12 protein-coding genes are annotated in these 11972 nt (G+C 47.7%); 7 read left to right on the top strand and 5 right to left on the bottom strand.

Annotated features, from left to right (window positions below):
- The first annotated feature begins 54 nt into the window (after positions 1-54).
- A complete protein-coding gene (locus LN737_RS18590; RefSeq protein WP_405511329.1) occupies positions 55-420 on the top strand; it encodes a DUF4180 domain-containing protein in 366 nt (121 codons plus the stop codon).
- 98 nt (positions 421-518) lie between these two features.
- On the opposite strand, the gene LN737_RS18585 is transcribed toward LN737_RS18590, so the two are convergent.
- Positions 519-887: a helix-turn-helix domain-containing protein gene (locus tag LN737_RS18585; protein WP_405511327.1), complete on the bottom strand. Its 369-nt coding sequence runs from the start codon at positions 885-887 to the stop codon at positions 519-521.
- Between the two features lie 92 nt (positions 888-979).
- Between LN737_RS18585 and LN737_RS18580 the strand changes: the two genes are divergently transcribed.
- Positions 980-1546: a hypothetical protein gene (locus LN737_RS18580; RefSeq protein ID WP_405511326.1), complete on the top strand. Its 567-nt coding sequence runs from the start codon at positions 980-982 to the stop codon at positions 1544-1546.
- Between the two features lie 114 nt (positions 1547-1660).
- Here LN737_RS18580 and LN737_RS18575 read toward each other — a convergent pair whose 3' ends face one another.
- Positions 1661-4069, bottom strand: coding sequence for a serine hydrolase (locus LN737_RS18575; protein ID WP_405511325.1), 2409 nt, complete (start codon positions 4067-4069; stop codon positions 1661-1663).
- 242 nt (positions 4070-4311) lie between these two features.
- Between LN737_RS18575 and LN737_RS18570 the strand changes: the two genes are divergently transcribed.
- From LN737_RS18570 to LN737_RS18555, 4 genes are read left to right on the top strand one after another with little or no spacing between them, the layout of a single operon-like run.
- The gene (locus LN737_RS18570; protein ID WP_405511324.1) at positions 4312-5367 is read left to right on the top strand and encodes a DUF1611 domain-containing protein; all 1056 of its coding nucleotides are present in this window, start codon (positions 4312-4314) and stop codon (positions 5365-5367) included.
- Between the two features lie 57 nt (positions 5368-5424).
- Positions 5425-6498, top strand: a complete 1074-nt coding sequence (locus tag LN737_RS18565) for a mandelate racemase/muconate lactonizing enzyme family protein (RefSeq protein ID WP_405511322.1) — start codon at positions 5425-5427, stop codon at positions 6496-6498.
- A 22-nt stretch (positions 6499-6520) separates the two neighbouring features.
- A complete protein-coding gene (locus LN737_RS18560; RefSeq protein WP_405511320.1) occupies positions 6521-7465 on the top strand; it encodes a DUF3445 domain-containing protein in 945 nt (314 codons plus the stop codon).
- A 57-nt stretch (positions 7466-7522) separates the two neighbouring features.
- Entirely contained in the window at positions 7523-8878 is a 1356-nt protein-coding gene (locus tag LN737_RS18555; protein WP_405511319.1) for an APC family permease, read from the top strand.
- A 52-nt stretch (positions 8879-8930) separates the two neighbouring features.
- On the opposite strand, the gene LN737_RS18550 is transcribed toward LN737_RS18555, so the two are convergent.
- The 3 genes from LN737_RS18550 to LN737_RS18540 are packed head-to-tail and all read right to left on the bottom strand — an operon-like array spanning position 8931 to position 10521.
- Complete coding sequence (locus LN737_RS18550) at positions 8931-9380, bottom strand: rhodanese-like domain-containing protein (RefSeq protein WP_405511318.1); 450 nt, start codon at positions 9378-9380, stop codon at positions 8931-8933.
- Positions 9377-9982 (bottom strand): ACP phosphodiesterase, encoded by a 606-nt coding sequence (locus LN737_RS18545; protein WP_405511317.1) that lies wholly within the window; start codon positions 9980-9982, stop codon positions 9377-9379. The genes LN737_RS18550 and LN737_RS18545 overlap by 4 nt, the downstream gene beginning before the upstream one ends.
- Entirely contained in the window at positions 9979-10521 is a 543-nt protein-coding gene (locus LN737_RS18540; RefSeq protein ID WP_405511315.1) for a dCMP deaminase family protein, read from the bottom strand. The genes LN737_RS18545 and LN737_RS18540 overlap by 4 nt, the downstream gene beginning before the upstream one ends.
- A gap of 233 nt (positions 10522-10754) precedes the next feature.
- Here LN737_RS18540 and LN737_RS18535 point away from each other — a divergent pair, with 233 nt between their 5' ends.
- Entirely contained in the window at positions 10755-11945 is a 1191-nt protein-coding gene (locus LN737_RS18535) for a DUF748 domain-containing protein (protein ID WP_405520453.1), read from the top strand.
- The last annotated feature ends 27 nt before the right edge of the window (positions 11946-11972 follow it).

The following is an 11972-nucleotide window of genomic DNA, read 5'->3' as shown; positions in this document are numbered from 1 at the left end:
AACCCCAACGTTTCGTTCAGCAATGCGGCTTCAAATTATTGATAAAACAAGACTATGTCGTTTGAAATTAATCAAAGAAATGGCTCAAAAATAGCGGAGATACTTTCAGAGACTATTGTAATTGCTACGGTAGAAGATGGCGTTGATTTAGTGGGCAATTTATACTATCAGGATATCGATAAAGTAATTATCCACCAGAAGAATATTGTTTCTGATTTCTTTGATTTAAAAACAGGAATGGCGGGCGAAATACTCCAAAAATTTTCCAACTATCGTATACAGTTAGCTATAGTTGGTGATTTTAGCGAGTATCAGAGCAAGAGCTTAATGGATTTCATTCGGGAAAGCAATAAAGTTGGCCAAGTTAATTTTGTTAAATCATCAGCCGATGCTATTGATAAACTCTCAAAACCAGGTTGATTTATTTACATCAATTGCTTACAAAAAAATTAGAGATTAATTCTAATTTTTTACAAAAATGTAAATTTTTCATAACTAATTACCACAATATACAATTCTCAATTTTTAACAATTTCCATTCGTTCGGTACGTTCACTTTTCATATCATGTATTCCCCATTCCTGCATTACGTTGATGATGGGAAATAATGATTGACCATATTCTGTGATTTTATACTCTACCCGTGGTGGAATTTCGGCGTAGATAATTCGCTCGATGATTTTATCTTCTTCCAGTTCCCGCAATTGATTGACCAGCATTTGCTTACTGATGTCGGGCATGGCGCGTTGTAGTGAGCTAAATCGGTTACTACTTCTACTAATCGCGTAGATGATCATGATTTTCCACTTACCACCAATCCGATTCAGGCAGTGAGTTACCGGGCAATGATTAGGATTGAAATCTTTGTTTTTTCGCTCTTTAGCCATTAGTCTAAAAAAATGTACTAGTTAGTATATTGTAGACTACTTCCGTATTCTGGACAAAGGTATCAACTTTGTTTCATCGAATACAAAAGACAATGACAGACGACCAAATCAAAGAAATCATTCTTGGGGATTGGATAAGCATAGCCCCCGAAGTACGTCCTAGTATCAGCAAAAACGCCGACGGCAGCCTTAAACCCTTTTATCTGACACGCTCATTTACGTATCAGACAGCCGACCGATTTACGCTGGATGTGGTAAATTATGCCGACGCATTTGGCAAAGTGCCTTTGGTGAAAATCCATATTAAAGGACACATCGTTTGGCAAGGCAATCATTCTCTGATAACTGGCGCTCAAAAAGTTAATTTTCTCGCCGATGAGGCCTATGAAGTAATACCTTTGATCCAGGGATTTGCCGATGCCATGAACCAGATTGCACGTAGCGGTTTCGATAAATGGAAAGTCAATAGTGCGCAAAGTATTTTAGGTAAAGCGTTTGCGCCTTTTGGGCTTGCGGAGGGTCAAATCTTCACCGAATTCGATCTGATTTACGTACTGAATGATATGCTTTTCTGGGGTGCCAGAAATGTTGATGGTCGCGGTTTCGATACAGAAGAAAACAGACCCACCAATCTGCAGATTCCGTTAATCAGGAAGTAGCAGGAGTTGATACGCTCATTACGTATCCAGTCTATTTATGACGGTGAATTATCTGCGTTTCATGACCTTGTAAGTTTAAGATGGTCATGAAACACAGCGATAATACCTAACCCTTTATCGTTTGATCAGAACGCCCGGATGTTGGCCTGTAGCTTTTTGCTCTCGATAAACCAATTTTCCGGCTACCCATACGGCTTCAATACCCGTCGACAACGCTTTGTTGTCGCCAATTTTGGCATTATCCTGTACGGTATCTGGATTTAATAAAACCAGATCAGCATAATAGCCCGGTGTTATTAAGCCCCGATTTTTCAGACCCAGGTGCTCAGCCGCCAAGCTCGTCATCTTCTGGATAGCGGTTTCGAGCGGCATTAATTTTTGATCGCGTACGTAACGGCCTAACACGCGGGTAAAGGCGCCATATCCGCGAGGATGTCCGTCAGAGGCTCCATCCGAGCAGATATTTGTATGCGGCCAGGCAAGGAAATTCTTTACGTCAGCATCATCCATCGACTTGGCCATAATCCCTTCTACCCCACTGGCTTCCGGATTTTTCTCAGAATACGCCGATGCTTCAGCTACCAGGCCCATTAAGGCTTGTGCCGGTTTTTCGTGTCGAAGTTCGGCAACCTGGCCTACGGTTTTTCCGGCATACGTTGGGTTAGCAGCGAACCGTACCAGTACGGACTGCGACGGATCGAAAAGCTGATTGACGGCAAACTCAGCACTGGCCGGATTGGTGTAGTCACGTTTCGGAAAAAGGACCCGGATGGTCGACATCCAGTAATCGTACGGGTAACAGTCTGCCGTAATTTTCACGCCCTCAGCGCGTGCCTTTTCGAGTTGATTAATCAGATTATTCGATTGGCCCCATTTATCGCGCAACGCAATTTTCAGGTGCGAAATTTGAACGGGCATTTTCGTTACGTAACCAATCTGGATAATTTCATCGATCGCTTCGTCCAGGGAGACATCTTCGCTACGTATGTGGCTCATGTATCGCCCGCCCGAGTCGGCCACGACCTGCGCCAGTTGCAGCACTTCATCCCGATTAGAAAAGAAGGCCGATTCGTATTCCAGTCCGGTCGAAATTCCCAGCGAACCCTGCTTCAACTCATTACGTAGCAGTGTTTTCATTCGCTCAACTTCGTCGGGTTTTGCGGTACGATACAGTCCATTGGCACCCATTATTTTCTGACGAAGCATAGCATGGCCGGTATAGCTCGCTACGTTAACTGCCACAGGTTGCTGAATCAAATGCGCCTGCAACGTATCTATAGACACGCCACCCCCATCCTGTCCGGTAACAATGGTTGTAATACCCTGATTGACAACGGCAATTGCATCGGGCTGCTCCCGCAATCCCCACTCGTGGTGGCTGTGGCTGTCGATGAAGCCGGGGGCCAACACCAACCCTTTGCCATCTATAACCGGTTCGTTAGGAAAAGCAGTCAGGTCGCCGATTTCCCAGATTCGATCATTTTGCAACCGAACGGCCGCTTTTCGGGCGGCCAGGCCGGTTCCATCAACAAGCCTGATATTCGTAATCAATTGAGTTTTCGGCAATTGAACGGGTTTGCCATCCAGGATTTCACGAGCGATACGCCCGGCAGCATTCGTGCCGTTTGTTAGTACGATCAGCGTCTGTTTTTTATCGACGTACCGAGTGATCAATGTACGGAAACCTACCCAACTTCCCGTGTGCTGAATCACTTTACCCCCTTCCTCGATCATCCAGCCAAATCCATAAGCAGGCGTATTGCCTGGTTTGTCAGTCGGGCCATTCAGTTTAACCGGCGTAAACGCTTCCCGTAACGTATTGGTTTTAATCAGTTTTTCGGTGTATAACGCCTGATCCCAGGTTAGTAAGTCTTCCGCCGATGAATACACATTGCCATCGCCAATGACACCATCCAGGCGAATCAGGTCATTTAGTACCTTTTTACCATTCTCACGCTGAAAACCATATACCCGATTCCAGGGCCGGGTGCTGCTTTTGTGGTAATAGATATACGTATTTTTGAGTTTGAGTGGTCGTACAATATTCTGATCGAAAAACGTTTCGATGGGCATACCGCCCACTTTGGTAATAATTGACCCCAGCAGCACATAGCCCGTATTGCAGTACGACCATTTGTCGCCGGGTTGAAACAGAAGAGCGGGTTTATGGTCGTGCAGTAACTTCAGCATACCTTCATTGGTCAGCGTATCGAGCGGACCCATGTATTGCTGTGCCAGGTCGAAGTATTCCGGTAAACCAGACGTATGTGTCAACAAATGACGTATCGTGATTTTCGGATATGGGAAATCGGGCAGGTACGTCTGTACAGTTTCGTCATAACGTAGCTTTCCGCGCTCCTGCAACTGCATGATCATCATGGCCATGAACTGCTTTGAAACCGATGCCAAATTAAAGGCTGAACTGGTCGTCAATGGCTCCTTGGTAGCCATATTCGCTGTACCCAATGCTTTTTTATAGCGGACCTTCCCCTGCTCAGCCACCAGGACCACCCCGGAAAACATTGCTTGATTGTGCAATATGGTTAACGCAGAATCAAGGGTTTTCAGGCGCAATGCCAATGATGACGTATTGGACTGTGCGTGAGCGTGTAACTGAAAAAAAACAGTTATCCCCAGTAGTAAACAAGTTCGGATATGGTGCATAAATAGACAGAAGAAAGCTTGGCCAATATATAGCTTAACAGCAATATATTTGGCCATTTTCGCCATATTACCGCAGAAAATCATTGACAAACGCTTCATCTATGACGAATCGGGCCATACTACTTACCGATGGCTTATTGAGTACGCCCAACGCTAAAACAGCTCATGGACTCATTCGAGGTACGGAGCGCTACACAATTGTCGGCGCTGTTGACCGCCCAACCGCAGGCCAGGATGCGGGGGCCATGCTGGATGGAAACTTCCGAAACATACCAGTTTTTGCATCTGTGGACGATGCCCTCGCCCAGGTCGAAGCCGTCAGTTACGCCATAGTAGCTATTGCCACGAATGGCGGGGTTTTGCCAGAAAGCATGCTTACCGATATCAAAAACTGCCTGGAGCACGGATTGTCCATTGTAAACGGCCTGCATGAATTCCTGAACGATAAGCCAGACATTGTTGCCCTGGCGCAGCAGCACGGTGCTCAACTTATCGATGTCAGGCGACCTAAACCCCGCAACGAACTTCATTTCTGGACGGGCGAAGTCAGGCAAATCACAGCACCCATTATCGCCGTAATGGGTACGGATTGCGCATTAGGAAAGCGCACGACGGCCCGACTGATCCGGGAAGCCTGCGGGCAACACAACCTGAACGCCCAAATGATTTATACGGGCCAAACGGGCTGGCTGCAAGGCGGTCAGTACGGCTTTGTGTTCGATTCAACCCTGAACGATTTTGTATCGGGTGAGTTGGAGCACGCCCTGGTGTCCTGCTGGCGCGAAACCGGTGCCGATGTGTTGCTCATTGAAGGCCAGGCTGCCCTCCGAAACCCTAGCGGCCCCTGTGGTTCAGAATTTTTGGTATCCGGCAATGCCCGGTACGTCGTGCTTGTTCACGCGCCTAAACGAACGTACTATGACCATGACGCAGCCTGGGGGAAAATTCCGCCCGTCGAATCGGAAATAGCCCTGATACGTGCCTACGGTTCAGACGTAATTGCGCTGGCACTCAACACAGAAGACTGTACGGATGAAGATGCAAGTACGTATCAGAAAGAATTTAGCGAACGACTCGGGATCCCCGTCCTGCTGCCCTTACAAACCGGTGTCGATGCCGTTATCCCGGTTATTAAGTCATTAATTATCAACAAGTAGACATTATTGAATTGCTTTTTTGTTGACTAGACGCTATCCATTGACAACCATTAACTTATGCGGATAAAATCGATTCGGGCGTATCTGAAAAATCTGGCGCTTACCAAACCGTATACCATCGCTTACCAAACCACGTCAGATGTTGAAAACGTTTTTCTGGAAGTTGAGCTGGAGAATGGCATGGTTGGCCTCGGCGCTGCTAACCCCTCTCCCGACGTTGTGGGTGAATCGCCTGAACAGGCATTGCAAAATCTGCAGGGAGAATGGGTTTCAGGTCTGGTTGCTAAAGACATCCGACTTTTTATAGCCTTGATTCGTGATGCCCAAAAACAGTTTCCGGACGCTCCGGGTACTCTTGCAGCGCTGGATATTGCCTTGCATGATGCTTTCGGACAGTTTATGGGCGTACCAATTGTACAGTTCTACGGGCAGAAAATTTATTCGATGCCCACATCGGTCACCATTGGCATTATGAACGTAGCCGATACGCTCTCAGAAGCAGCAGGCTATTACGCGCAGGGATTCCGGGTGTTAAAAGTCAAAACCGGGCTGGATGTAGCCGAAGACATAGAACGCATTTTAAAGCTTCGGGAAACGTATCGCTCGAACCTGATTATTCGTGTGGATGCCAATCAGGGCTATTCTCTGGATGATCTAAACAGGTTTTGCCAAGCAACGGCCACATCGAATGTGGAGTTGATTGAGCAACCGATGCCCGTTGGCCGGGAAGCCGAATTACGGGAGTTACCATCCGAAATCAGAATACGCTTGGCCGCCGACGAATCGCTGAAAGATCCGAAAGCAGCACTCCAGTTGGCGCAGCAGCCGCAACCGTTTGGCATCTACAATATAAAGCTCATGAAATGCGGGGGCATCCGGGCGGCACTCGACATGGCCACCATTGCCGAACCTGCCGGAATTTCATTATTTTGGGGATGTAACGATGAAAGTCGCGTGAGCATTACGGCGGCACTACACTCAGCCTTTGCCTGCCCCAACACCCGCTACATTGACCTCGACGGCAGTTTCGATCTGGCCGAAGACATCGTTTCGGGTGGCTTTGTCCTTGAAAATGGCCGCATGCGTCCATCGGCGGGCAGCGGCCTGGGTTTAGCCAGACAATCCAGCTAGATCATTCTGACTTTTTTTACTGATGCTCCCTTACTTTCCTTTCGATCAGCAGTTTAACAACAAAATGGGCACGTCTTTCCTGTTGGAAACCGACCCGCTTATTGAGGTAGATGAGCTGCAGTATCTGTCAGAAATTGCCTTAAAACACCAACTCCTGAGCGACTTACCAACTTATTATTTTCAGTCGTTACCAGGTTACGAAACGGCTCAGTGGGACGTAGTGGATCTCGTTTTGCACGACCTGGTTCGATTCTCACCTAACCAATTTTCGCTTGACCAGATCGGCGACCGCTGGCAATGGATAAATCGTTTATTGAATGAAGAAACAACCTTCACTTTCGGCGATGCCACTACGCTCCCGTTGGCTCCCTTAGACTGGATAGGTCGACAAGTACAGGAAGATCTGATCCTGCTGGCTGGCCCTGAATCCCGCTTGGTTGCGGGGCAGCTCTGTTTTGCCAATGACTGGTGTCTGGACGAGAAATTAGGTCTTCCTTTCTGGCAGATTCATGCCCCAATCACTCCCATCGTGGAGCCTATGATGCGTGCCGCCCAAACATTAATGGAACGATTACCCATTGGTCGTTCGGTTTGGCGAGCCAACTGGAGCGTAAAAATCAGTAATCAGTTGGATATGACCTGCCGACATGCGCAGACTCTCAGGCAGTTGCTTACGGATCGATTGCCAGCAATGACCCCCAGCACAATCGGCGAAGAGCTTTACGTTCGCATTGAACGCCAAACCCTAACGCGCCTGCCGCGTTCAGGGGCTGTTTTGTTTGGCATTCACACTTACCAGAATTTACTGGCAAATGAAGCGGCTGATCCCGATCGAGCCAGGTGTATGGCAGCAGTTTTCAGCACTACGCCCCCCGCCATGCTTGCCTATAAAAGCATGACTGATTTTCTTCCTCTATTGCTCACGTACCTGCGCAACCAAATGGCTCTCAACCCAATTATTTTGTAGTATTACGCTTTCGACGAATAAAACAACTGCTACTCATCGTTAATCCAAACAAAATACATGATTAAACTGGCGCGTACAATTGATCTACGGTCTGCTATTCTATTGGTTGTTAGTGGCATCGTTGGATCAGGTGTTTTCAAAAAAGTTGCGCCAATGGCCGCTGAATTAGGGTCGCCCCTGCTGGTGGTTGGTTGCTGGATAGCCGCCGGACTCGTTAGCCTGACCGGGGCTCTTACGTATGCAGAAATGGCGGGTATGTTCCCTCAATCCGGTGGCGAATACGTGTATTTCAAGCGAGTTTACGGGCGTTTGTTTGCCTTTTTATACGGCTGGGGCGCTTTTGCGGTTATGCGTACCGCCACGATTGCTGCCCTTTCGCATATATTCGGACAATCGCTGGTTTCATTAATCGGCTATCACAATGAATCAACCGAGTTTGCGGTAAAATCAGTTGCTACGCTCCTTATCCTGTTTTTGAGCCTGCTTAATTATCGAGGGATTACGTTTGCGGAGGGTCTTAGCCGCGCCCTTATTTATATTGTCTTTGTAGCGGTTGCCATCATTGCATTTCTTGGTTTTTCAGCGGATTCGGGCAGTTTATCCAATCTAACGCAGTCGGTAGAACCCGCTGAAGCTACCGTTCGTACTAGTCTGCTTGGTTCGCTGGTGGGGGCATCGCTGGGCGCTTTCTGGGGGTATGAAGGCTGGAATCAGATTGGCTACATTGGCGAAGAAATAAAAAATCCGCAACGTAACCTGCCCATAGCACTCGGTATTGGTACAAGCATTGTAATCGCTATTTATGTGCTCCTGAACGTAGTGTATGTGTATGTACTGCCCATCGATGTGCTTATATCGCTGGCTGGCAGCCCCGGAAAAATTGCGGCTGTCGAAGTAGTACGTCACGCGGCCGGGTGGGCTGGCGCTACGTTTATCTCGATTCTGATTCTGATAACGACGTCTAATTCAACCAACGCATCGATTCTGATGCCAGCCCGAGTGTTTTATGCAATGGCTCGCGACGGGCTTTTCTTCAAAGCAGCGGCCATCATTCATCCGCGCTTTAAAACCCCTTCCGTAGCCATTTTATTGCAAAGTGCCTGGGCGACGGTTCTGGTCTGGTCCGGCAGTTTCGATCAGTTGACGGATATGCTGGTCTTTGCCTCGTTTATTTTCTATGGAGCCACGGCACTAGGAGTGATTATCTTACGGCATCGGGACCCCGACCGGGAACGACCGTACCGGGTGATTGGTTACCCGGTCGTACCCGCTTTTTTCTGCGTATGCTGTCTTCTTTTAGTCGGTATGACCCTTGTAAACCAGCCACGCGAAGCCCTTACTGGCCTGGGCTTGATTGCGACAGGCTTACCGTTTTATTGGTTCTGGCGGAAAGACTTAAAGGAGGAGTCGTAGCTGTTTCAGAACCCACAGAAATAAGCGTATGAGAACTGCGAAACCAGCCGGGCTAGTCGATAGCCGGATACCCTTTATCGAGCCAGTCGGTTTTCAAATTTTTAGCTATGTTCAGGAGCTTGTGATTCTTGAAACCCATCTCGTTCAATTTCGTAAAGGCAGGACGTACATTCGGGCAGTTTTTGAACGGGCAGCAGCCACAATAGATTACAATTTCCCGATCTTTCGGTTCCTTGCTCAGCAGTTTTTCCAGCTTTTCCAGATTTGCAGCTTCGCCAGCCGGGCCTACACCAACCGACGATTTAATGGTGGCGGCTGGTCCAACACTGATAATAAGGGGTTTACTCGCGTCAGAACGTTTAATAACCGTGGCCAGGTCAGCTGGTTCCATCAACTGGTCAGAGCGCCAGGGTTCAGCATTCTTCCAACTGATCTGAGCCAAAACAGCACTCAGAATAAGGACGAAAACTACAATCGAGGGGACTTTTAATTTCGAATTCATAAAGAAGAAATAAGGGTAGTACGTATCTGTTGGATATGCGCAACAAGAGCGCCCCAAAAATACGCGAAATGACTGGCAATCTGGTCGTAATACTGGACTAAATCCTCAATAGCCGAGTCGAGGCCGGATGGATACACAGTACGTCGGGAAACGCCTTTCAGTGAACGATCAATTCCATCCAGAAACTGATAGTTCGTAAGCCAGTCATGCTGAATCATGTAATCCGCCATTCGAACGGCTGACGGCGGTAATCGAGATGTGTTATGCTGCAATGTTTGATAAAAACCCGGCACAAACTCAGATAGAGATTCGCCCGTCAGTTGCTGAAAGTAAATAGCCAGAAAGTGATCAAAGAAAATATCAACACCCGCACCGGCATATTTGTGACAGCGTGGATGCAACAGATCACGTACGGCGGCAACCTCGGGATGGGCATCGGTAAACGTATCGATGGCGCGATGAAGCCGGACACCCGCTATTTCTCCCGGCGTCAGGTTATGGCGCGGACTGGCGGGGTCACCTTTGATGAAATCGCCAATAAAATTACCAATCAGCAATTCCTCGTTGCCACCCGACAGATACCCATGCGCCAGAATATTCATGATGGTATGGTCGAGACAGGCGTTTCCGGGAGCGCAGTTATTTCTTCACCTGCTACGTATCGTTCAACCGTTACGCCAAACCGACGCAGGAAATCGACACCTTCATCCGTGCCAATGCCTTTATATGCAGCGTAAGAGTTTAGGTAAACAACCCGTTCGATTTTCATGCTGTAAATAATTCGGGCGCAGGCAATGCAGGGCGACAGCGTTACGTAAATGGTAGACCCTTCAATGGCCGAACCATTTTTAGCAGCGTACAGAATGGCATTCTGCTCCGCATGTAAGGCTAGTGAACACGATCCTTTTGAGTCACGGGGGCAGCCTACACCCGGAAATTCTTCATCACAGTTGTGTGTACCAGCCGGTGGGCCATTATACCCGATGGAAATAATACGAGTGTCGCGGGTCAGTACGGCTCCTACCTGTGCTTTAATACAATGTGATCGTTTGGCCAGATTGACGGCCAGATCCATAAAAATATCATCGAAGCGTGGGCGGGCATGCGTAATAGACACAGACGTACTGATTTTAGGTTCCATTCTACAAAATACCAGAAAAATCGGGGCATTGCCTATGCGCTGACGCTCTTTTCCTCGGTTTCATTCCGTTAAAACGTTGTGTCAATCCTGCTTTGTATTCCTGGTTGTGCCACAATTTCTTTCGACCAAAACTAACCGGATCAATACATGAATAGAACACACTCACTAACCCGCTTTTAACCGACCGACTCGTTTTTGTGTTTATCAGTACGTCACACATATGCATGAACGCATTGAAACGCACTCCCAAAATTCTGATTTCGCTGCTTGTTTTACTGATTATCGCCCGGCTGCTATTGCCCTATTTTGTGCTGCGATACGTCAATAAAACCCTGGCCGACATGGGCGATTATACAGGCCATGTTGAGGACATTGATATTCACCTTATCCGGGGCGCCTATCAGCTCGACAATCTGCGGATTCGAAAGGTGGTGAGCAAACTCAAAAAACCGTTTCTGTACATCCCCAAAACGGATTTATCGGTCGAGTGGAAATCGCTGATTAAGGGTGAATTAGTCAGCGAAGTGGAATGTTACGAGCCTCAGCTCAGCTTCGCCTTCAGCGAGAATGAAGCCAGCAGCCAAACGGGTACCGAAGTTGACTGGACAGCTTTTCTGAAAAAACTGCTGCCGATCAGTATCAATCGCTTTGCCGTCATTGATGGTACCATCAACCTAACAAGTTTAATCACGCAGCCACGGGCCGATTTATCACTCCATACGTTTCGGGGGGAGATCCGTAACATCCGCAATGTCGAAGATAAGCAAAACAAACTTCCGTCGCCCGTAACCGCCACAGGTAACGTACCGGGCTATGGTGGCACAATGGTCTTTAAGGCGAATATGAATCTGCTGAAGCCCGTACCGGATTTCGACTACAATTTAATGTTTACGGAAATTCAGCTTGTCAAGCTCAATGCGCTTGCCCGCTCGTACGCCAATCTTGATTTTGAACAGGGCACTGTAAGTGTCTATAGTGAAATGGCCATGCTGGACAAAAAGTTAACGGGTTACCTGAAGCCATTGACCAAAGGCATGAAAATCTTTAAAATCAACGAACATGAAAATCGGTCCGTTGGCAAATTCTTCACCGAACTTGTCGCACAGGCAGGCATCGCTGTATTAAAAAATCAGAAACATGATCAGGTAGCTACCCGCATTCCACTCGAAGGGACCATCGACAATATTGATACGTTTCTCTGGCCAACCATTTTCGGCGTTTTACGGAATGCCTACATTGAAGCCTTCCGCAGTGAATTCGATAACTCAATTACGGTGAACGATGCCCTGAAGGACGTAAAAGAAAGCTTCAGGGAAAAACGAATGGAGCGAAAAGCGGAGCGGCAAAAAAAACGGGCAGCGCGGAAAGCCGAACGCCAAAAGAAACGGGCGGAACGAAAAGCCAAACGGGCAAAAGAAAAATAAGTCTTTACAAAACAGACTTTGGTAACT

Origin of the sequence: Spirosoma sp. KNUC1025 (assembly GCF_045160025.1) — a bacterium.
Classification (GTDB): Bacteria; Bacteroidota; Bacteroidia; order Cytophagales; family Spirosomataceae; genus Spirosoma.
Note: the sequence above shows the minus strand (reverse complement) of the source record. Positions and strands in the feature narration are given on the sequence as shown.